This is a genomic window from Sphingorhabdus sp., from assembly GCF_044354325.1.
Taxonomy (GTDB): domain Bacteria; phylum Pseudomonadota; class Alphaproteobacteria; order Sphingomonadales; family Sphingomonadaceae; genus Sphingorhabdus_B.
In genome coordinates this window covers 1-21,205 of record NZ_JBILAF010000024.1, presented here as the reverse complement: position 1 = coordinate 21,205, position 21,205 = coordinate 1, and the positions used below count along the sequence as shown (strand labels likewise).

The 21,205-nt window shown below is 56.0% G+C and carries 22 protein-coding genes, 1 tRNA gene and 1 pseudogene; 13 read left to right on the top strand and 11 right to left on the bottom strand.

Going from position 1 to position 21,205, the window contains the following annotated elements; translation table 11 throughout:
* A pseudogene (locus tag ACIQ0G_RS03915) lies at nt 1-230 on the top strand (hypothetical protein); the annotation flags it as partial.
* A gap of 262 nt (nt 231-492) precedes the next feature.
* Here ACIQ0G_RS03915 and ACIQ0G_RS03910 read toward each other — a convergent pair.
* Nucleotides 493-1,611, bottom strand: a complete 1,119-nt coding sequence (locus tag ACIQ0G_RS03910) for an alpha/beta hydrolase (protein WP_397576777.1) — start codon at nt 1,609-1,611, stop codon at nt 493-495.
* Nucleotides 1,612-1,662: 51 nt separating this feature from the next.
* On the opposite strand from ACIQ0G_RS03910, the gene ACIQ0G_RS03905 reads away from it, so the two are divergent.
* Nucleotides 1,663-1,851 carry a hypothetical protein gene (locus ACIQ0G_RS03905; protein WP_397576779.1) on the top strand — a complete coding sequence of 63 codons (189 nt, stop codon included), beginning with the start codon at nt 1,663-1,665 and terminating at the stop codon, nt 1,849-1,851.
* Nucleotides 1,803-2,078 (top strand): SDR family oxidoreductase, encoded by a 276-nt coding sequence (locus tag ACIQ0G_RS03900; protein WP_397576776.1) that lies wholly within the window; start codon nt 1,803-1,805, stop codon nt 2,076-2,078. The genes ACIQ0G_RS03905 and ACIQ0G_RS03900 overlap by 49 nt, the downstream gene beginning before the upstream one ends.
* A gap of 73 nt (nt 2,079-2,151) precedes the next feature.
* On the opposite strand, the gene ACIQ0G_RS03895 is transcribed toward ACIQ0G_RS03900, so the two are convergent.
* A complete protein-coding gene (locus ACIQ0G_RS03895; protein WP_397576775.1) occupies nt 2,152-3,042 on the bottom strand; it encodes a LysR family transcriptional regulator in 891 nt (296 codons plus the stop codon).
* Between the two features lie 251 nt (nt 3,043-3,293).
* On the opposite strand from ACIQ0G_RS03895, the gene ACIQ0G_RS03890 reads away from it, so the two are divergent.
* Nucleotides 3,294-3,977, top strand: a complete 684-nt coding sequence (locus tag ACIQ0G_RS03890) for a sterol desaturase family protein (RefSeq protein ID WP_397576778.1) — start codon at nt 3,294-3,296, stop codon at nt 3,975-3,977.
* A 586-nt stretch (nt 3,978-4,563) separates the two neighbouring features.
* Here ACIQ0G_RS03890 and ACIQ0G_RS03885 read toward each other — a convergent pair.
* The 5 genes from ACIQ0G_RS03885 to ACIQ0G_RS03865 form a co-directional block, all read right to left on the bottom strand.
* Nucleotides 4,564-5,127 (bottom strand): SOUL family heme-binding protein, encoded by a 564-nt coding sequence (locus ACIQ0G_RS03885; RefSeq protein ID WP_397576774.1) that lies wholly within the window; start codon nt 5,125-5,127, stop codon nt 4,564-4,566.
* Nucleotides 5,128-5,417: 290 nt separating this feature from the next.
* Nucleotides 5,418-5,969: a VOC family protein gene (locus ACIQ0G_RS03880; protein ID WP_397576773.1), complete on the bottom strand. Its 552-nt coding sequence runs from the start codon at nt 5,967-5,969 to the stop codon at nt 5,418-5,420.
* Nucleotides 5,966-7,054, bottom strand: a complete 1,089-nt coding sequence (gene hppD / locus ACIQ0G_RS03875) for a 4-hydroxyphenylpyruvate dioxygenase (RefSeq protein WP_397576772.1) — start codon at nt 7,052-7,054, stop codon at nt 5,966-5,968. Before hppD ends, ACIQ0G_RS03880 begins: the two co-directional genes overlap by 4 nt.
* A gap of 77 nt (nt 7,055-7,131) precedes the next feature.
* Nucleotides 7,132-8,367, bottom strand: coding sequence for an alpha/beta fold hydrolase (locus ACIQ0G_RS03870; protein WP_397576771.1), 1,236 nt, complete (start codon nt 8,365-8,367; stop codon nt 7,132-7,134).
* Nucleotides 8,368-8,445: 78 nt separating this feature from the next.
* The gene (locus ACIQ0G_RS03865; protein WP_397576770.1) at nt 8,446-8,883 is read right to left on the bottom strand and encodes a hotdog fold thioesterase; all 438 of its coding nucleotides are present in this window, start codon (nt 8,881-8,883) and stop codon (nt 8,446-8,448) included.
* A gap of 267 nt (nt 8,884-9,150) precedes the next feature.
* Between ACIQ0G_RS03865 and ACIQ0G_RS03860 the strand changes: the two genes are divergently transcribed.
* Both ACIQ0G_RS03860 and ACIQ0G_RS03855 read left to right on the top strand, forming a co-directional pair.
* A complete protein-coding gene (locus ACIQ0G_RS03860; RefSeq protein ID WP_397576769.1) occupies nt 9,151-11,301 on the top strand; it encodes an RNA degradosome polyphosphate kinase in 2,151 nt (716 codons plus the stop codon).
* The gene (locus ACIQ0G_RS03855; protein ID WP_397576768.1) at nt 11,298-12,761 is read left to right on the top strand and encodes a Ppx/GppA family phosphatase; all 1,464 of its coding nucleotides are present in this window, start codon (nt 11,298-11,300) and stop codon (nt 12,759-12,761) included. Before ACIQ0G_RS03860 ends, ACIQ0G_RS03855 begins: the two co-directional genes overlap by 4 nt.
* A 15-nt stretch (nt 12,762-12,776) precedes the next feature.
* Here the strand turns inward: ACIQ0G_RS03855 and ACIQ0G_RS03850 are convergent, their stop codons facing one another.
* Nucleotides 12,777-13,796: an aldo/keto reductase gene (locus tag ACIQ0G_RS03850; protein ID WP_397576767.1), complete on the bottom strand. Its 1,020-nt coding sequence runs from the start codon at nt 13,794-13,796 to the stop codon at nt 12,777-12,779.
* Between the two features lie 12 nt (nt 13,797-13,808).
* On the bottom strand, nt 13,809-14,720 hold the full coding sequence (ubiA, locus tag ACIQ0G_RS03845) for a 4-hydroxybenzoate octaprenyltransferase (RefSeq protein WP_397576766.1): 912 nt from the start codon (nt 14,718-14,720) through the stop codon (nt 13,809-13,811).
* 84 nt (nt 14,721-14,804) lie between these two features.
* Here ubiA and ACIQ0G_RS03840 point away from each other — a divergent pair, with 84 nt between their 5' ends.
* The 3 genes from ACIQ0G_RS03840 to ACIQ0G_RS03830 all read left to right on the top strand — a co-directional run bounded on the left by ACIQ0G_RS03840 (nt 14,805) and on the right by ACIQ0G_RS03830 (nt 17,210).
* On the top strand, nt 14,805-15,548 hold the full coding sequence (locus ACIQ0G_RS03840; RefSeq protein WP_397576765.1) for a 16S rRNA (uracil(1498)-N(3))-methyltransferase: 744 nt from the start codon (nt 14,805-14,807) through the stop codon (nt 15,546-15,548).
* 107 nt (nt 15,549-15,655) lie between these two features.
* A complete protein-coding gene (locus ACIQ0G_RS03835; RefSeq protein WP_397576764.1) occupies nt 15,656-17,029 on the top strand; it encodes a glutamate--cysteine ligase in 1,374 nt (457 codons plus the stop codon).
* A gap of 105 nt (nt 17,030-17,134) precedes the next feature.
* Nucleotides 17,135-17,210, top strand: a tRNA-Trp gene (locus ACIQ0G_RS03830).
* 15 nt (nt 17,211-17,225) lie between these two features.
* On the opposite strand, the gene ACIQ0G_RS03825 is transcribed toward ACIQ0G_RS03830, so the two are convergent.
* Nucleotides 17,226-17,612, bottom strand: a complete 387-nt coding sequence (locus tag ACIQ0G_RS03825; RefSeq protein WP_397576763.1) for a hypothetical protein — start codon at nt 17,610-17,612, stop codon at nt 17,226-17,228.
* Between the two features lie 74 nt (nt 17,613-17,686).
* Nucleotides 17,687-18,592, bottom strand: a complete 906-nt coding sequence (locus ACIQ0G_RS03820) for a DUF808 domain-containing protein (protein WP_397576762.1) — start codon at nt 18,590-18,592, stop codon at nt 17,687-17,689.
* Between the two features lie 228 nt (nt 18,593-18,820).
* On the opposite strand from ACIQ0G_RS03820, the gene secE reads away from it, so the two are divergent.
* The 4 genes from secE (at nt 18,821) to rplK (ending at nt 21,166) form a co-directional block, all read left to right on the top strand.
* Nucleotides 18,821-19,021, top strand: coding sequence for a preprotein translocase subunit SecE (gene secE, locus ACIQ0G_RS03815; protein WP_324479568.1), 201 nt, complete (start codon nt 18,821-18,823; stop codon nt 19,019-19,021).
* Nucleotides 19,022-19,064: 43 nt separating this feature from the next.
* Nucleotides 19,065-19,601, top strand: a complete 537-nt coding sequence (nusG, locus tag ACIQ0G_RS03810; protein ID WP_183939713.1) for a transcription termination/antitermination protein NusG — start codon at nt 19,065-19,067, stop codon at nt 19,599-19,601.
* A gap of 28 nt (nt 19,602-19,629) precedes the next feature.
* Nucleotides 19,630-20,562 carry an acyl-CoA thioesterase gene (locus ACIQ0G_RS03805; protein ID WP_397576761.1) on the top strand — a complete coding sequence of 311 codons (933 nt, stop codon included), beginning with the start codon at nt 19,630-19,632 and terminating at the stop codon, nt 20,560-20,562.
* A gap of 172 nt (nt 20,563-20,734) precedes the next feature.
* A complete protein-coding gene (gene rplK / locus ACIQ0G_RS03800) occupies nt 20,735-21,166 on the top strand; it encodes a 50S ribosomal protein L11 (RefSeq protein ID WP_395636018.1) in 432 nt (143 codons plus the stop codon).
* The last annotated feature ends 39 nt before the right edge of the window (nt 21,167-21,205 follow it).

Sequence of the window (21,205 nt, the reverse complement as noted above, 5' to 3'; positions counted from 1 at the left end):
GCGAAAGGACCTGCACCACGGCTGAAACTTTTAAAGCATGGTCCCAAAATCTTGGCCATGAGCAGGTGCTGACGACATTCAGTAGCTATGGTAGCGTTGCTCCGCACCGGCAGGCTGAATTGATCCGGGGATTAGGCATCAACAACGTCAAAGAACCTGCGAGCCATGAACTTAAGAATTTGATGGCCGCCGTTGCAAAACTTCACGGCATTTCAATGAACAACTTATAGCCATGTTTTCGACTGTTAGAAGATACCCATTTAACAGTCGCGTGACTGGCACAAATCAGCATGTAAAGCTGACCGACAAAAGCTGCAAAAGGGGGCTTTTGATGGTTTAGTCGGTTAGGTTGCATTTCTTCAAGTGGCTGACGTCCGCAATTGGGCCGGGAGCGGACGGTCAGCTTTGATTCGTGTGTCGATGAATAGCTCTCATTTATGCCGGACGAGGCTGCACACAATTCTCGGGGCCGACATATGCAAAGATCGGCACTTAACTCGAAGCAATCGCTAGGCCTTGTCTAAGCGCCGCAATCAAGGTCTGTCGGAATTGCGGGCCAATTTTTGTTCCAGGGATGTTGTCAAAGCCGTGGAATGCGCCGGGCACTACATGGAGTTCTGCAGCTACACCGCTCCCGATCAGGCGCTTGGCATATTCAATATCTTCATCGACGAACAAGTCGATCGAGCCAACTCCGATAAAGGCAGGGGGCAGGCCCTTAAGATCTTCAGTCCGTGCGGGTACAGCCCTAGAAGGTACACGTCGTGATCCGGCAGGCACACCGAGAAATGACGACCAGCCAAAGCGGTTGTGCGCTTCGGTCCAGATCACAGCGCCCATCATGGGATGTTTAAGCCGGGTGCTTCCCGTCCGGTCGTCCAGCATTGGGTAGATCAGCGCTTGATACGCAAGCGAAATCTCTCCCCGGTCTCTTGCTGCGATGGCGAGAATTGCGGCATGACCGCCACCGGCACTGTCGCCCATGACGGCGATCCGGTCACGGTTGCCCCCCATCTGATGGGCATTCTGGTAAAGCCATTTGAGGCCAGCATAATTGTCTTCCAGTGAACCGGCAAAGCGTGTCTCAGGTGCAAGCCGATAGTCTACGCTGACGATCAGGCAATCGAGAGCAGCTGCGATCTCTTGAAGCTGGCGGAGGCCGGATTTGGCATCACCGATAATGAAGCCGCCGCCATGCGTATGCAGGATGCAAGGCCGCAAAGACCCATCATTCTTGGCGTTGACAATAAACACCCGAATATCAGGGGCACCGCCGTATCCCGGGATGCTTTTCTCAGTCCAAGCCGGATCCGCTAGCACCGGCGACGCGTATGCGCGGGCTCCTTCGCGCATACGCACAAGATTGTCGGCGGTAGGCACTGCCTTCGACATCGGCAGAAGACGAGGTAACATGGGGCGCAGTTCGGGGTGCACATATGGCGTTACATCAAACGGTACAACCGCGCCTAGAGGGGTCGCGATAGCAAGTCCAGCTGTTGCCATACCTAACTGCCTTGCAAACTGACGACGCGAAAAATCATTGGATACGGTCACATCAGGGATCCGCAAGGAAGCATTATCGGTAGACAAAACAAATTTCTGGCCTGGCATTCTCTAATCATCCGTTTTCTCGCCAACTTTAGTCTTCGTAGCCGAGCTGCAATGACTGATGGCGGTTATTGTTTGCGCAATAATGTGTTAAGTGCCTTGGCTGACTATATGGCAGAGCAAAGCGGAAAAAACATCCGCTATGGCGGTGGTCGTCTCCAGATCTACTCAGCAATCGCCTCTTTCAGACTTGGGTGGCTATTCGCGCTTCTTACCCACGCATTGAATCAAGAGAACGCTTAATACCCTTTTTAAAGGGCGCCGGTCGAGATCGCTATAAGAAACGACCTTCGCGTAAAATTAGGACGCGAAATATCGCCGCCGCGCGCGCCTCCCGCGGCCCCGAACCAGTGCCCCGCGTCGTTGAACCAGATGAAATTGCCAATGCCTGTGTGTGGTTGTGCTCGGATGCCAGCGGCTATGTGACCAGACAAACCATTGGCGTTAATGGCGCCCGCATAGTCAACTAAGCTTGGCTATGTCCACTTATGGGGTAGCCAGCCAGCGCTCTTGTTGACTGCATTTGGGCACTGAAGCCGACCTTCATCGCCGCTCAGCTAGGACACGGATTAGTTTGGTCAGATGATCTTTCAAAAGCAAAGCGGCGGGCGACTGCGTTCGGCGATCAAGCGAATACATCATTATCCGGTACTCGCGGCGACCAGGGGCATGATCTACTGGTAACTCCGCCAGTTCTTCGTTCGACATCTCCGTCGAGACGGCATACGCCGATGAAATCCAGATTGCGTCAGTGTTAGCTGTCAGCGCTGCGAGCGTACCAAAATCCTCGATCACATGCGGAGGATGGATTGTTTGATCTTGAAGATCGGGCGGCAGGGCAACCTCCCGGTGGTTGGAGATCAGCACCGGGTAACGCTCAGATGACTCCGACCTCGTCAGCAACGGATGCTCTTTTCGCACCAGAAAACTTACCGGAAAAGTTCCGAGCGGCGTCACGCGGACTGGCGGGGCATCTGGCACTTGTCCTTCGGCGCTGACAAAAAACTCAATCTCACCTGATATCAAAAGCGGCCAAAGCGCCTCGACATTTTTGACGACAACGTCGTTAATCAGGTGTGGCGCTTCAAGAATCCGATGCGTTAAAACTCTTGGGAGCAGCGCCCTAGCAGGCATAGGCGCGATGCCGAACCTGATCCGACCCCGTTTCCCGGTGGTGGCCAGCACTGCGTGGCGTTCAAGGTCCTCGGCGTTGGCTACGAGGACCGCAGCACGATCCACGAAATCCTGGCCTTGGGGGGTGAGACTTACCCCTGAACGATCTCGGTCGAACAATCGAAAGCCGAGTTGGCTTTCGAGCGTCTGGATGGTGCGCGTTAGCGCCGGCTGCGAGATGCCAAGCTCCTCGGCTGCCCGCGCATAGTTAGATCGCCGTGCCAAAACGGTGAGGTAGCGAAGTTTGGTGAGATCAAGCATTCGCCCAGGTTATCAAAAAACATACTCCAATGCATTGGACAAAATCGGTTACGAGTGCGATTTTGGCGTAAAGGAGAATTGCAATGTCGAGCTTAGGTCAGTGGGTGCTTGCTGTGACAGCCATGATTTTTATCGCCGAGGTAATCGCTGGTCGTCACCGCGCAATCTACAGTCGCAACGATTGGTTCGTAAACGGCATATGCATCGTCATTGGCGCAGCGGTGAGGCCACTGGGTGCCGTTGCCGTGGCGATGCTGATCGGCGGGGTTCTGCCAGCGGGCAAGGGGGCGCTTGCATGGGTGCCCTTTTGGCCCGCGATGATCGTCATTATCCTTGTCGCAGAATTTGCGAACTACTGGGTTCACCGAGGATCCCATGAGCTAAAAGGTTCGCGGTTTTTCGACTGGTTTTGGCGGATGCACCGCACCCACCACACGGCAAAATACGTCAACGTGCTGCTCAATTTCCGGATAAGTCTTTTTTGGGCACTGGTCGCTGGACTGACCTGGGTGATGTCGCTTGCAGTTTACCTGGGCCAGGGCAAGGCTGCGATGGCGGCAGTCGCCGTTTTCTCGTTCTGGGGCATTTTCACGCACAGCGACTTCCGGTGGGATGACACCATCCGCCGTCACCGCCTGTTCGGCCCTGCTTTCCGTGGTTTGGAACATATTTTCGTCTCGCCGGGCATTCATCACAGCCATCATGGCTACGGCAAGGATGGCGGCAACTTCCGCAACTTTGGCATCTTCCTCTCAATCTATGACTGGCTGTTCGGAACGCTTCATATCCCAGAGGGCAGGCCCTTCCGTTATGGTATCCCCGGTGCATCGCCCCATTGGGCGGATGATGCGTTCTCGCCAATCAACGTTGGGAGTTTCGTTGCTAAGTTAAAGCGATCGCCTGCACCTGCCGAGCCAATGTCAACTCGGCAGTGATGTCTGCAATGTCGTCATGTCCGGTCAGTCCGCTTTTATCGCATATTGTCGGAAAGCTGACTTTCGTTCAGTCGATGAACTAACGGCTGCTAATGAGGGCTTGAACTTGTTGCCTTTATGACATGAGTTGGGCGCAAAGCTGCCGTCATCAAAACTGGATAGACAGATGCTGTTGGTTTTGACTGACTGACATGCTCCTGTCGGCACCTCATACGTCGCCTTTGGTGAGGATGAACGCGTCCTTTGCGGTGGTGTTAACTGTCATGGGAATAGCTTTAGAATTTATTGTTGGGGGCTTTATTGGGGGCTTTCCTGATATAAAGAAATTTATTATCTTTATAATTCAATTTTTTATGAGTTAAGCGCGGGTCCTCTTCCGGCACCATATACTGCTTGTAAGCAACAGATTAATAATAATATTTCCACTTATCTTTAAACAATGTGCGCCTGATTAAAGCGGGTGGCATAATCCCACCTGTTGTCCATCGTGCGAACATTTGGGGCTGATGCCTACGTAAGTGAACCGGCCTTAAGCTCGGGCCCTCGCGGCTGCACCATGCCCTTCATTCAGATATATCGGCTATCTTCATTTGCCGGTGACTTCGATCATAACCTCATTCCGGCGCATGAAAGGAAGTGTCCAAGGCGCATTGTAAAATGCGTATTGGGGCGCACTGGTGGCAGTTAGGCCCCGCTCCGCCATGAATACCCGTAGCTCAGCTTCGTGTGCGTCAAGTGAACCCTGACCTGCAAAACCCGAAAAGCGGATTACCGCAAATCGCGTCGCTGGCACTTCAATCAACGCGACTTTGGGATTGACCGGCTTCGGCAGCGTTTCCATCGTATATTCTGAAGGCATCACAAAACGCACATTCCACGCTTTGCCTGACGCTTGCTGAATGACGGGTGCGGTCATCGCGATCTTTTCGCTGGGCTGCTGCATCACGGGTGCAGTCATCGCGACTTTTGTCGACGATAGATTGTTGCCAAAAATATAATCCGCAATAATGCGGAAACCGCGCTGTATCGCTGCATCCCGTTCCCCTTCGACCGTTGCTTCTGCAACAATTGTCGGGCCGTATTCGCGGATCTCTAGGTTACCGCTTTTACTAGAAACCGCATAATCAGGCGTTTCGACATTACTTGCCATAGCACTCCAAGTGATCGCACCAACACTGACAAGCCCCGCAGCAGCCAACAAAATCCATCTTTTACGCATCATAGCCAACTTTCAGAATATTGGTGAAGGCTATCATGATGCCGTTACCTGATCAAACTCTTACAGGTAAAAGGCCCGGGCAGGCTGAATGTTCCACACCGGCGGCGCGATTGCGAACCAACTTCTTTTGGAGTTGCATTAATCAACCGCGCAAGGTGGAGCCGCTTGCTGCGGGAGCCATATTTGGGGACGCAACGTCCAATTGCGCGGGCGCTTGACGCCTAGACTTTCTTGTCCGGATCAATGTGCAGCCAATCGGCATGGCGCGGGGCTTTTTTGGTTTCGCTCCATTCGGCAAGCATCAACGGCGCGACGCGTTTTAATTCGGCATATTGTTCCGGCGTGCCGATGTTGCACGCAAGCTCCAGCCGGTGGCCGTTGGGGTCAAAGAAATAGATCGACCGGAAAATCCCGTGGAAAGTCGGCCCGACCACATCAATGCCCTGCGCCTCGATATGCGCTTTTGCGGCAAGCAGGGCGTCAAGGTCACTGACTTCAAACGCGATATGCTGGACCCATGCGGGGGTATTGGGGTCTTTGCCCATTTCGGGTTGGTTCGGCAGTTCGAAAAAGGCGATGACATTGCCGCCGCCGCAATCGAGGAAGATGTGCATATAGGGGTCATATTCCCCCGTGGACGGAACATGATCCTCGGCAAAGGCGGTGGTGAATTCCATGCCCAAAACGCGCGCGTACCAGTCCGCCGTCGCCTTTGCATCCTTGCACCGATAGGCCACATGGTGAATGCGGCGAAGCGCGATGGGCGCGGTCATATCGCGCCCTCGCCGACCGTCAGCGCGCCGCGCTCAATCTGGTCGCGCTCAATGCTTTTGAACAAGGCTGTGAAGTTACCTTCGCCAAAGCCTTCGTCTTTCTTGCGTTGGATAAATTCGAAGAACACAGGCCCAATCATCGTCTGCGAAAATATCTGCAGCAGCAGACGCGGGTCACCATCTTCGGTCGAACCATCGAGCAAAATACCGCGTGCCTGCAGTTCATCGACTGGCTCGCCATGGCCGGGCAAGCGTTCCTCCAGCATATCATAATAGGCTTTGGGCGGTGGCGGCGCGAATGGCGTGCCCAGCGCTTTCAACCGGTCCCAGCACGCGGGCAGGTCATCACAGGAAAAGGCGATATGCTGAATGCCTTCGCCATTGTACGCACGCAGATATTCTTCAATCTGCCCGCCGCCTGCTTTGCCTTCTTCGTTCAACGGAATGCGGATTTTGCCATCAGGCGCCGTCATCGCGCGGCTGGTGAGGCCGGTATATTCGCCCTTAATATCGAAATAACGAATTTCGCGGAAATTGAAGACGCGCTCATAAAAGCTGCCCCAATGCGCCATGCGTCCGCCATATACATTGTGCGTCAGGTGATCGATAATCTTGAAGCCAGCGCCTGCGGGGTTGCGATCCACGCCGGGCAAATAATCGAAATCGATATCGTAAATCGACAGCGCGTCACCATAACGATCGACGAGGTAAATCATCGCCCCGCCAATGCCGCGAATGGCGGGCAGCCGAAGCTCCATTGGGCCGGTCCGTGTCTCAACGGGCTCAGCGCCGCGGGCAATCGCTTCGTCATAAGCGACCCGCGCATTTTTCACGCGAAACGCCATGCCGCAGGCCGACGGACCATGCTCCGCCGCAAAATAGGCCGCCGGGCTTTTGGGTTCATAATTGGCGATCAGGTTGATTTCACCCTGACGCCATAGGTCGACGTCTTTCGACCGGTGCCGGGCAATGCGCGCAAAACCCATGCGTTCGAACACGGGTTCAAGCAGGCCTTTTTCCGGCGCGGAAAATTCGATGAATTCGAACCCATCGAGACCCAACGGGTTTTCGAACAAATCGGCCATGCTATTGCTCCTGCGAAACTGGTTACATTTGAAACCAGTTTACGGCATCGCTCTTCAGGAGTCAATGCGAGCAGGTCTTACGTGAAGTGCAGACGCCGGTATTTGCCGCGGAAATATAATAAAGGATCGCGGCGCGGTTCAAAGCTGGCTTTTTCGACGCGCCCGACGAGGATGAAATGGTCCCCCGCCTCGTGCAATGTATGCCGTTTGCATTCAAAGATACCGAGCGAGCTGGGCAAAATAGGCGCGCCATATTCGCCGACTTCCCACCGCGTTCCGGAGAACCGATCTTCGCTTTTTCCCGCGAACAGGTTGGACACCGGTTGCTGGCCAATCTGCAGCACGTTGACCGCGAAATCATCAATCCCGCGCAACACCTCTGCACTGCCCGAATTATTGGCGATGCACACAAGCAGCAACGGGGGATCGAGCGACACGCTGGTGAAGCTGTTCGCCGTCAGGCCAACGGGCCGTCCGTCGGGTGCATGGGCGGTGATAATGGTCACGCCCGTTGCAAAGCAGCCCATTGCATCGCGCAACGTGCGTGCATCGGAACCGGATCGATATTCCGGAATGAAGCGCGGTTGCTTGCGCTCCAGAAAATCGATCAGCAAGCCGTTGAACGCTTCGGTTCGTTCCGCCACGATAAGCAGCCCGCCGCCATCGACATCAATCGCTTCGACATTGGGAAAAGTTGCGGCAAAGCCCGTTTGCGGGTCAATGCCGTCCGACGCGCCAAGCGCGCCGCGCACCACCAAAACGGGAATGTTGATCTGCGGCGCGGCTTGCGCGAGCCGGGCATCCACACCATCAGTGCCGAATGACGCGAAAATCTTGCTGTCATATTCGGATGGCGCAAGCCCCTGCCCCAAGGCCGCAGACAGCGCCTCGGCCGAAACCTTTACCGCTTGGGCATCTGAATGCGCAGGCGGGTCGAGAAGGATAAGGCCAGACGCCAATGTCGCGGCATCCTCGGCAAGCGCCATCGTTGCAATCCATGCACTGTGCGTTGCCGCCACCACCACAGGTCGCGTCCGCATCTGCCCCAGAACCGCGCGTAAATCGTCTACAAAAGCGTCAATGTCATAACGGCCATCGGACGGCCAATCGCTGCCGCCATGACCGCGCAGGTCAACATTGATAACGTGCCGGCCAGCCTGTTCAAGGCCAACCGCGACATCTTCCCAGACCTTACGTGTTTGTCCAAAGCCGTGCAGCAGGACGATCGAGGGTTCATCGGCGGAACCGATATCGTCCGCTTCAATCCTGACCCCGGCAAAGCCCTTAAATTCTCTTACATATCGAAGCGACATTCGCCTGCACCCCAAATTCTGTCTAACGGTGTCATCTATTTTTTACCCGTGGACGTTACCGGCCCGAAACGCAAGATTTTAGGCGCGTTCGGTGGAAATGACGGCCATCGTAATGCGCGAAATGCACACCAGCTTTCCAGCCTCATCCTCAATACGGATCGACCAGATTTGTGTTGTCCGGCCGATGGATTCGGCCTTTCCTGTTGCAAAAACCAGACCGTCTTTTGCCGGACGGATATGGTTGGCGTTGATTTCCATGCCCACGGTCGCAAATTTGCTGCGGTCCACAGTCATCGCCGCGCCCACCGATCCAACCGTTTCGGCAAGCACTACCGAAGCGCCGCCATGCAATCGGCCATAAGGTTGCTTGGTGCGTTCATTGACGGGCATGCTGGCCTTGATCCAGTCGTCGCCATAATCGATGAACCGGATGCCGACATAGCCGGGCATGCAATCGCCACCATTTTCAGTGAGCGCATTAAGATCAAGTGCGTCGTCAAACCAGATTTTTGCCATAGCCCGCAATTAACCCGACAGACGACTATTGCAACCTAGTGTTTCGCCTACCCAAAAACCCACCGGCAAATCAGGGCCGCAGCTGCATATGTTTTTCTCCAAATATGCGTTATGGGTTGGTGTACCGGTTGGCGGGGGTTGTGCCTCGCCCGTATATGGACGATGATGTTTCGGCGGCAATGCTTTTACACGCCGCGAAATGCTTGCCGTAAATATGTAATGTTTCCGTGGCACGCCGCATGAGCCAATTAAAAAGGATATTTTTTCGTGAAGCCCGCGCCCGGTTCAAGCAAAGTGAAGCCCTTGAAAACGCCTGAGGACGCGCGCTATTTTAACCGCGAATTATCTTGGCTGAAATTCAACGAACGCGTGCTGGAAGAGGCGTCAAACCCGGCGCACCCGCTGCTTGAACGGCTGCGCTTTTTGTCGATTTCCGGCACAAACCTTGACGAATTTTTCATGGTCCGCGTGGCTGGATTGCGCGGCCAACAGCAACGGAAGATTGAAGAACTGTCAATCGATGGCCGCACCCCGTCTGAACAGCTGACCGCAACCGTTGCCGCCGCAGATCGCCTCATGATCCAGCAGCAAAAGCTGTGGCGCAAATTGATGCGCGAGCTATCGGCAGAGGGCATTAAGGTCGTTGAGCCATCCGCCCTTGGCAAAAGTCTTCAAGCTGCGGTCGGGAAATATTTTGAGGAACAAATTCTTCCGGTTCTAACGCCGCAAGCGCTTGATCCCGCCCACCCGTTTCCGTTCATCCCCAATCAGGGCATCAGCCTGATTTTCGATATGCGCCGGAAAAACGATGGCGAAGTCGTGCGCCAGTTGGTGATGATCCCGCAATCGCTGGCGCGCTTCATCCGATTGCCCGGCCCCGGCACGCGCTTTGTCACGATCGAGGCGTTGATTAAGCATTTTGTCGGGCAGATGTTTCCGGATTACCTGCTTGTCGCGGCCGGCGCCTTCCGCGTTATCCGTGACAGCGATATCGAGGTGGAGGAAGAGGCCGAAGATCTTGTGCGCTATTTCCGCAGCGCCATCAAACGCCGCCGTCGTGGCCGGATTATCCGGCTAAAGCTGGAAAAAGGGCTGCCCGCGGAATTGGCGACCTTAATCCGGTCAGAGCTTGGCGCTGGCGCATCCATCGTCGTCGAAACCGTCGGCTTTTTGGGCATCGGTGACCTTGGGCAATTGGTGGACGAAGATCGGCCAACGCTGAAATTCCCGCCATATTCGCCGCGCTTTCCCGAACGCATTTTGGAACATGATGGTGACTGCTTTGCCGCGATCCGCCAAAAAGACATCGTCGTCCATCACCCCTATGAAAGCTTCGACGCGGTGCTCGCATTCTTGCAGCAAGCGGCGGTTGATCCAGATGTCGTTGCGATCAAGCAAACATTGTACCGCGCAGGGAAGCAGTCCGCGGTCATTCGCGCGTTGTGTGAAGCCGCCGATGCGGGCAAATCCGTCACCGCTATCGTCGAACTGAAGGCGCGATTTGACGAAGAGCAGAATTTGCACTGGGCGTCGCAGCTTGAAAATTCGGGCGTCCAAGTCGTCTACGGCTTTGTCGATATGAAAACCCACGCCAAAATTTCGCTGGTCGTACGGCGCGAGGCGGACGGTTTCCGGACCTATTGCCACTTGGGCACCGGCAATTACCACCCCATCACGGCCAAGGTCTATACCGACATCAGCTTCTTCACCGCGGACCCGCGCGTCGGGCATGATGCGGGGCAGATTTTCAATTATATCACCGGCTATATCCCGCCAACGGAACTGAAGCTTTTGACGATGAGCCCCCTTGGCCTGCGCGAAAAAATCATGTCGCTGATTGATGACGAAATCGCGCATGTTGCGGCGGGGCGGTCGGGCGCTGTCTGGGCAAAGCTGAACTCGTTGGTCGACAAGGCCGTTATCGACAAATTGTACGAAGCCAGCGAAGCGGGCGTGGAGATTGACCTGATCGTGCGCGGCATTTGTTGCCTGCGGCCCGGGGTTAAGGGCATGTCGTCGCGCATCCGCGTAAAGTCCGTCGTTGGACGTTTCCTGGAGCACAGCCGCATTTGGGCGATGGGCAATGGCGCGGACCTTCCCAATCGGGATGCAAAGGTGTTCATCTCGTCGGCGGACTGGATGTCGCGCAATTTCGACCGCCGTGTCGAATATATGCTGCCGATAGAAAACCCGACGGTGCATGACCAGATTCTGGATCAGGTTATGGTTGCAAACCTGCTCGACAACCAGCAAAGCTGGATGCTGCGGTCAGACGGCCGATATGAGCGAGTCAAAGCAGGAACAATGCCTTTCAATTTGCACCATTATTTCATGACCAACGCGTCATTATCCGGACGCGGAGGCGCGCTTGCAGATGACAAGAAGGTTCCAACGCTGCGCCTCATCCGACAACGATGAAGGCGGTGCGTCAGGCCGTCATTGATATTGGCTCCAACACCGTACGACTGGTCGTTTACGCGGGGCTGCCGCGTGCGCCGCTGCCGATTTACAATGAAAAAAGCCGCGTAAAACTTGGCGCCTGCCTCGCGGGCGATGGCGTCATCGATAAAGCCACGATGAAAAAGGCGCTGGCCGCCTTGGCGCGCTTTGAAACGCTGGCAAAGGCAATGAAGGTCGACACGATGCGCGTGGTCGCCACCGCCGCAACACGCGAAGCCAAAAACGGCCATGAGCTGGTCGAAAAAGCAGCGGCGCTCGGCATTCACGTCGATGTGCTGGATGGCGATGCGGAGGCAACCGCCGCCGGGTTCGGCATATTAAGCGACAACCCATATGCCAATGGCTATGTTGGCGATCTTGGTGGTGGCAGCCTTGAGCTTATTCGCATATCCGACGGAAAACTGGGCACGCGCGTCTCCCTGCCGCTGGGCACATTGCGGCATGACATATTGAACGGCAAAACGACCAAGCAGATTAGCCAGATGCTGCGCGATGATATTGCCAAAGCGGTGGGTAAAGCGGGTTTCCCCATCGAAACCGGCCTGCCATTTTATATGATCGGCGGTTCGTGGCGGACATTCGCGCGGCTGCACATGCACCAGACCGGATATCCGCTGACCATCCTGTCCAATTATGAAATGCCCGCCGACGCGCCCGAAATGATGATGGCGATGGTGAACGACAAGGACGCGTTAACCCGATCCAATGTCGTTGCCACAGGCCGCATTTCGGCGCTGCCGGGGGCGAATGCGTTGCTCGCCGGCATATCGGGCCTGCTGAAACCAAGCAAGCTTGTCACCAGCATCTATGGCCTGCGTGAGGGATTGTTGTTTGAACAACTGACCCCCGCCGAGCGCCAAGACGACCCGCTGATCGCCGCCGCGCGTTTTGAAGGCGAACGGCTTGGGCGGTTTCCCTTTCATGGCGACGCGTTGGCGCAATGGATTGCGCCGGTGTTCGCCGGACAAAGCCCCAATGATGCGCGGCTGTGCCGGGCGGCCTGTTTGCTGTCCGACAGCGTGTGGAACGTAAACCCCGAATATCGCGCGGACCACGCGCTCGATTTGGCATTGGACGGCAGCTGGCCCGGCGTGAACGCAAGCGACCGCGCGGTGATAGCCGCCGCTTTGTGGACGGTGCATGCGGGAAAGCGGACCTTGCCCGAAATGCTCACGGCATTGGCCACGCCCGGCGCACTCGCGCAAGCGGTGATCTGGGGCCTCGCCATCCGCCTTGCCCACCGGCTTGATGGCGGCACCGGCGGCGCGCTGGCCGACAGCCGCATTGACGGCGACGGCGCAACGCTGCGCCTGCACCTCACCGGCTCCGCCGTGCGATTGCAGTCCAACAGCGTGCAGCGCCGTTTGCAGGCATTGGGCGAAGCTTTGGGCTACGCGCAGGCGGAGATTTTGGGTTGACGCCAGCGAGTAACCTCACCCCATCGGGTACAATATTTCTTTCGTGACCTTGTGAATGGCGGTCATCACTTCGGCGCTGAGTTTCAGGTCAATCGCGGCGAAGATATCGTCCAATTGGTCTTCCTTGCTGACGCCCACGATCGTGGAGGCGACAAAGTCATGTTGCTTTGACCATGCGGTGGCCAGCGTTACCGGCGACATACCGGCTTCCTTGGCAATTTCCACGATCCGCATCGTGCTTTCCAGCGCCCGTGGCCCGGCAAATCGCTGCGCCATTTCGGCCTGACGTGCGCCCGTCATTTCCAGATAGCGTGAGAAACGAGCGCCTTCGGGCCGCGCGCCGTCCAGATATTTGCCCGACAAGACGCCGCCGCCCAATGGCGAATAGGGGAGCAACGATACGCCTTCCTGACGGCAGACTTGTTTCAGTTCATCTTCGAACCGGCGGTTGTTGATGGAAAAGTTGTTCTGGATGCTGTGATAGCGCGCCGTGCCCAACCGCTCCGATGTCGCAAGCGACTTCATGAGGCCGTAGCTGGTCTCGTTGGAGCAACCCAGAACGCGGACTTTTCCGGCGCGGACCAGATCGTCGAGCACTTCCATTGTCTCATCATATCCGGTGCCATGGTCTGGCCAATGGGTTTGGTACAAATCGATATAATCGGTCTGCAACCGGCGCAGGCTTTCCTCAACTGCGGTGATGATGTTGTGACGGTCGAGCACCGTCATCCCGCCGCGCTTTGGCGATTTGAACCATGTATGGCTCGCACCCGAAACCTTCGTTGCCATGATGATGGCGTCGCGGTTCTTGCCCTTCATCCAGCGGCCAACAATGTCCTCTGTCCGGCCGACCCATTTGATGTCGGGCGGCACAGGATAACCTTCGGCAGTGTCGAAAAAGTTGATGCCGGCGTCCAAACAGCGGTCGAGTATGCGGTGCGCCTGCGCTTCATCGGTTTGCGACCCGAATGTCATCGTCCCCATGCAGATGTCTGAGACGTAAACAGCACTTTTGCCAATGCGACGATGTTCCATATTCTTCTCCCCCTAATATTGTCCGGCCGCGCCAACGACCAAAAATGCGAGCGCCGCGAGTAAACCCGTGATGCGGTTCGACCTGAAATGGCCAAGGGCATTGCTGCCATCCGCCTGTAATGACGCCACTTGCATGACCAGATGAAAGGCAGCGGGAACGAGCGCGACCAATGCCTGCTGCTCCGGCCGAACGCTCCATATGGCCATGCCCCAGCCGGAAAGCGCAAGGAGATAGAATGTCGCCACCCCTGCCCGCACGCTGCCACCCAAGCGCAAGGCGCTCGACTTAATCCCCACCAGCGCGTCATCTTCGCGGTCCTGCATGGCATAGATCGTGTCATAGCCCACCACCCAGAATATCGTTCCAGAGTATAGCCAAAACGTTGCAACATCGGCCTGCCCCGCAATGGCGACCCAGCCCACCAATGCGCCCCAGCTAAACACCAGCCCAAGCCACAGCTGCGGCCACCATGTGATGCGTTTCATAAATGGGTAGGCCGCGACCAGCAGAAGGCTTCCCAACGCCAAAAGCTGCGCATTCCGGTTTAGCTGCAGCAAAACAGTCAGGCCGACCAGCGCCAGCAGCATCAGCCACGCCCATGCCGCTTTGCGTGAAATCAACCCGCTGGCCAGCGGGCGGTTTGCCGTGCGCGCAACGTGCGCATCCAAGTCACGATCAATGATATCATTATAGACACAACCCGCGCCGCGCATCGCCACAGAACCCAGCAACATCCACAGCGCCAAATCCCATCGCGTAATCAGCCCGCCCGATAGCGCCAGACCGAACACGCATGGCCAGAACAATAGCCACCAGCCGATCGGCCGGTCAAAACGTGCCAGCAGCGCAAAGCCCCGCAGCTTTGCCGGGAGCAGTTTCATAATGCCGGTATATTCGCTGTCGGGCACAAGTTGCGTGGTCATAGGCATGCCCTGCCAAAATTTATCCCGTTCGTCATCTGGAAGTTGGCAGATGACGGCGCGGCGTTTTGTGTTTATGCACACACCATGCCCGCAACACCCGCCTGGCCCCCAAAATCAACACCGCGGCTGTTTGTCGAACAGCCGTTGGCCGAAGGCGCTACTTTAAACATCGGCGGCAACAGCGCCCATTATCTGATCGGCGTGATGCGTTTGAAAGAGGGCGCACCTGTTAAATTGTTCGATGATGTTTCGGGCGAATATCTGGCGACCGTCACCGAAACGCACAAACGCGACCTTGTCTTGACCGTAGACGCCAAATTGCGCGACCGCGAATTCACCCCTGACCTGTGGATTTGTCAGGCGCTCATTAAAAAAGACCGGTTTGACTGGATCGCTGAAAAAGCCTGCGAGCTTGGCGTTGCGCGATTTGTGCCCGTGCTGACGGCCCGCTGCGTTGTCGACAAGCTGAAAGAGGACCGGCTGCGGGCACATATGATTGAGGCCGCAGAACAATGCGAGCGGACAGCCTTACCCGTGATTGACCCGCTTGCGCGCATCGACGCACTGCTTGGGAAATGGCCGGCAGACCGGACGCTATATTTCTGCGATGAACGGGGTGGCGAGCCTTTTTCCGATGCGATCCGTCCCGGACCCGGCGCTGTCCTGATTGGACCCGAGGGCGGATTTACAGATAGTGAGAATGCCGCAATCCGGGCGCATCCTTGTGCGCGGCCAGTGTCGCTGGGTCCGCGCATCTTACGCGCCGATACCGCCGCTGTTGCCGCGATTTCGGTGTGGATGTCCAAAAATGGCGATTGGACGGCTTAGTCCCCTGTAATGCTGCACGCGCATGGCTTTGCGCCTTTACCGACGCCCCGTAACCGTGCTTACGGAATTTTCTGGCAATATAGACGCTACATTTCTAAACCGCGCGCATGAGCACAAAAACTGTTTCGGACCGCGACGATCCCGTCATTGAAACGCGCGATCAACTCATCGCCGCGATTGCCAAAGGCGAAAAGCCTAAGGACCGCTGGCGCATTGGCACCGAGCATGAAAAATTCGTCTATAACCGCACGGACCATCATGCGCCGTCTTATGACGAGCCAGGCGGCATCCGCGATCTGTTGATGGCCATGACCGAATTTGGCTGGGAACCTGTTTACGAAAACGGCAAGGTGATTGCCATGTCCGGCACCGATGGCGCCGTCAGCCTTGAACCCGCAGGGCAGTTGGAACTGTCGGGCGCCCCGCTTGAAAACCTGCATCAGACATGCGCCGAAACCGGGCGCCATTTGAAGCAAGTGAAAGCCATTGGTGACAAGACGAACACGGGCTTTTTGGGCCTTGGGCTTTGGCCCGACAAGACGCGGGCTGAATTGCCGATCATGCCCAAAGGCCGCTATGACATCATGCTGCGCCATATGCCGCGTGTGGGCAGCATGGGCCTCGACATGATGCTGCGGACTTGCACGATTCAGGTCAATCTTGATTATTCAAGCGAAGCCGACATGGCGCACAAGTTCCGCACCTCGCTCGCGCTTCAGCCACTGGCAACCGCGTTGTTCGCAAACTCGCCCTTCTTGGAAGGCAAGCCAAATGGCTTCCTCTCTTACCGCAGCCACATCTGGTCCGACACCGATCCGCAGCGGACGGGCATGCTGCCGTTCGTATTCGATGAGAACTTCGGATATGAACAATATGTCGACTATATGCTGAAGGTGCCGATGTATTTCGTCTACCGCGACGGCAAATATATCGACGCATCGGGGCTGGATTTCCGTGACTTTCTGAAGGGCGAACTTTCGGTACTGCCGGGCGAAAAACCGACCGTTTCCGATTGGGAAGACCATATGTCGACCGCCTTCCCCGAAGTGCGCTTGAAAAGCTTTCTGGAAATGCGCGGCGCGGATGGTGGGCCATGGAACCGCATCTGTGCGCTGCCCGCATTCTGGGTCGGCTTGCTGTACGACCAAGGTGCGCTTGATGCTGCCTGGGACGAAGTAAAGCATTGGACGATGGAAGAACGCGAAACGCTGCGCAGTGCAGTGCCAGCGCAGGGCCTGAATGCAGCGATACCCGGTGGCGGCAAGTTGCTGGATCTTGCGGGCCGCATTCTTGACATCTCGTCGTCCGGGCTTGCTGCACGCAACCGCCTGAATGCCAGTGGCGACAATGAAACCGGCTTTCTGGACCCGCTGCGCGAGATCGTTGCCAGCGGCAAGACCGTCGCGGAGCAAATGCTCGACAAATATCACGGCGAATGGGCCGGTGACATCTCACGCGTCTATGACGAGATGAGCTTCTAAATTTCCGACAATATCATGCAAGAACGGGGCGGGTGTGCGAAAGCAGGCTTGCCCCGTTCGCATATCGGCGTTAAGGGCCCAATTCTTCGCTGAAAAGCGAAGTGCAGGAGTTTAGCTCAGTTGGTAGAGCATCGGTCTCCAAAACCGAGGGTCGTGGGTTCGAGTCCCCCAACTCCTGCCATTTTATTGGCTCTGCCTATAATTTGGCCTCTTCGCGGATTTTCATCCGCCAGCCCCAGATACTCAAAATAAACATCGCAGCATTCGATCCGAAATCTAATGCCATCCAGCGGTTTAAAATCGGCAATTCATATACAAAATAATAGTTGAAGCCAAAAAAGGGCAACAGCGCGACGGCATAAGTCAGAAACGATGAGCGCGTAAATCGGCTAAACCAAATGAACAGGCCGCCCAAAACGGCTTGAGCGCCGAAACAACCAATAAAGAGCGCACTGGTCGCGCTCAAATGTTGGTACGCCGGATTGATTGTCATCCGTTCGACCATATTGGGTGCAAACAAGCACCAGCCGCCCATGCCAAAATAGGGCAATGCGATAAGGCGCTGGATATGGATAGACTGCATACACTTCCTCCGTGTCATCATCCGTAAAGCAACAGGTTACGGCTTTGGCGTGATGGACAGCGCATCCGCTGCCTTCAATGCGCCTTGCGCTTGGGGATCATGTGATGGGCCAAGACAATCACGGCGCCAATGGCAAACCCGACGACACCGCATAATGCGGCATCCGCAATCCAGGCTAACGCGCCTTCATGCAGGCCGAAAAATTCCGCCGGGTGCACGCCAAAACCGTGGACGATGATTTGTCCGCCGACCCACAGCATTGCCGCGGTGCCGATGGTTGATAAGGCTGCCAGCAGCTTTGGCATGCCCTTCACCAAACCCCGGCCAATGGCCTGCGACCCGCCATTTTCACGCTGCGCCATGTGCAAGCCGATGTCGTCCATTTTAACGATCAACCCAACGACGCCGTACACCGCAATCGTAATAGCTATTGCGACAAAGGCCAGAACGCCCGCCTCCAGCCAGATCGACGTTGCGGCAAGGCTTTTCACTTCGTTCAGCGCAATCGCCATGATCTCTGCCGAGAGAATGAAGTCAGTGCGCACCGCGCCCTTCACCATATTTTGCTCATGCTCGGCGCTGGTCAATTCAGCGAGTTCTTCGACCAAACTCTCTTCTTCATGCGGAACCAGTTTTTCCCAAACCTTTTCGGCGCCTTCAAAACACAGATAGGCACCGCCCAGCATCAAAATTGGTGTGATCGCCCATGGCAAGAACAGGCTCAGCAACAACGCAACCGGCATAATGATGACCAGCTTGTTGAAAAACGAACCTTTCGCAATACGCCAGATTATCGGCAATTCGCGGTCCGGCGTAAATCCAGTGACATATTGCGGGGTAACCGCCGTGTCGTCGATAACAACACCTGCTGCCTTGCTGCCTGCTTTGCCAGCGGCAGCGGCGACATCATCCACAGAAGCCGCAGCAACTTTGGCGATTGTCGCAATGTCGTCGAGTAAGGCGGCAAGACCGGATGGCATGTGGGTAAATTCCTTGATGTGATGAAGCGTCGAGGGATAGCCAAAAACCGCAACAGTTCAAGGCTGTTCAGAACCGGTGCGAGCAATGGGCGCATTCCCAAAGCCACTTGCCTCGCGCCGAATCCATCGCTAAAGGCCTAGTCTTTCCGAAATCGGAACCTATATCGCTCTCGACCCGCCGGTCGGAGCGCTGGCGGCTATCCTCGGGATCGAACAGGAAGAAACGATATGGCAAAGACAAGCCCCGGTGAATTCATCCGTCAGGTACGGACCGAAATCGGCAAGGTAGTATGGCCCTCGAGGCAGGAAACCGTGCAGACCGCGATCATGGTATTGATCATGACGATCATCTTGGCCGTCTTCTTTTTGGGCGTCGACGCGGTATTCGCCGCAATCGTAAAGGGATTACTCGCGCTAGCCGAAGGCTAAGCTGCGATCACTCGAAAGAGTTTTGAGGAAAAGAAGAGATATTATGGCACGCTGGTACATCATTCACGCTTATTCGGGTTTTGAAAACAAGGTCCGCGACCAGATCCTCGCTGAAGCGGAGCGTATTGGCCTCTCGCAGCTCGTGGAAGCGGTCGAGGTTCCGACCGAGCAAGTCACTGAAGTGCGCCGTGGCAAGAAGATCAAGGCGGAACGTAAGTTCTTCCCGGGTTATGTGCTTGCCAAGCTGAACATGAACGACGACGTTTACCACTTGGTCAAGAACACAGCCAAGGTAACGGGCTTTCTGGGCGCGGGTAACAAGCCGCAGCCAATCAGCGAAGCCGAAGCAGCGCGCATTTTGAACACGAAGCAGGAAATGGAAGCTGCGCCGAAGAAGCGCGTTTCGGTCGACTACGAAATCGGCGATCAGGTCAAGGTACTTGGCGGTCCATTCGCAAGCTTCAACGGTGCAGTCGAAGAACTCGATTTCGACAAGAATCGCGTGAAGGTATCGGTCAGCATCTTTGGCCGCGCGACACCGGTCGAACTGGATTTCGAAGAAGTCGAATTGATGAAGTGATGGCCTTCGCTGGCCATCATTCTTTCCTATGACCTCCGTACTCTCGCCTGAACAGTTACAGGCGCGCATCGAAAAGGCGAACGCGGCGCACAGCGCGATACCTGCTGACAGACTGGTTCGTGGCATTGTGCGCCTGTTCGACTTTTCCGCCGCAGACGAACCCGACGAATTCACCTTTCCGGCATTCTCTCGCCCGTCGCGCGACCGCATTTTCGGTGGGCAGATTATTGCGCAGGCCATGATGGCCGCGGCGCGCACCGTTGACCCGGACAAACAAGTCCATTCGCTTCATGCCTATTTTTTGCGCGGTGGCAGCGAAGCCCTGCCGCTGCACTTTCGCGTCCACCGTGATTTTGATGGCCGCGCGTTTTCCAACCGACGCGTTGTCGTCCGGCAGGAGGGCAAGGTTATTTTCAACCTGACCGCGTCTTTCCAGAAGCCTGAAGCAGGCTTTTCACATCAAGTGCCGATGCCTGACGTCCTGCCACCCGAAAAATGCTGGGAATTTCCGGAAGCCATAGCCCGCAATCCCGATATACCTGAAAATATGATTGAGCACATGGCCCATCCCCGGCCGTTTGAGCTCCGCAGCTTTCGTCCTGCCGCTGATGCCAAGGCTACGCGCCATTATCAATGGTTTCGCTTGCGTGCGCCGATTGAGGGCGACCAGTTGCTGCACCGCGCGCTTCTGTCATTTGCGTCCGATATGGGACTGCTGTCATCCGCGATGCTCCCGCACGGACTGCATTGGGTGACGCCCGGCCTGTTTTCCACCAGCCTGGACCATGCCATGTGGTTCCATAACGATGTTCAGGTCGACCAGTGGTTCGTGTATGTCATGGACAGCGATTGGACCGGCGGCAGCCGCGGCATCAACCATGGCTGGATTTATAGCCAGGATGGCACGTTGGTCGCATCCGTCGTTCAGGAAGGTCTACTGCGGCTCACACCGCCGGCATAACGGCGCAAAGGCTTGCATTATACCTGCATTGCGGATAGTGGCACCGCTTCCCGGCGCAATAGCGACGTGATTCCGTGTGGGAGGACATCATCTGATGTCTGTTGGACCACTTAATTTGACCCGTTTCCGCCCTTTTAGGGTATTGCGGCGATAGAATGAAAGGACGCCATTCATGGCAAAGAAAATTGACGGCTATATCGGCCTGCAGGTTCCTGCAGGTTCGGCCACCCCATCCCCGCCAATCGGCCCAGCATTGGGTCAGCGCGGCGTAAACATCATGGAATTCTGCAAGCAGTTCAACGCTGCAACCGCTGACATGGAAAAGGGCACCCCGATTCCAACGAAGATCACCGTGTTCGCAGACAAGAGCTTCACCTTTGCGATGAAGTCGCCACCAGCGACCTACCTCATCAAGAAGGTTCTTGGCCTCAAGTCGGGTTCGAAAGAACCAGGCAAGGTTACCGCTGGTAAAATCACACGTGCGCAGTTGGAAGAAGTCGCAACCATCAAGATGGCCGACCTCAATGCGAACGACATGGACGCAGCAGTAAAAATCATCGCAGGCTCGGCTACCGCCATGGGCCTCGAAGTAGTGGAGGGCTGATCCGATGGCCAAGCTGACCAAAAAAGCAAAATCGCTCGC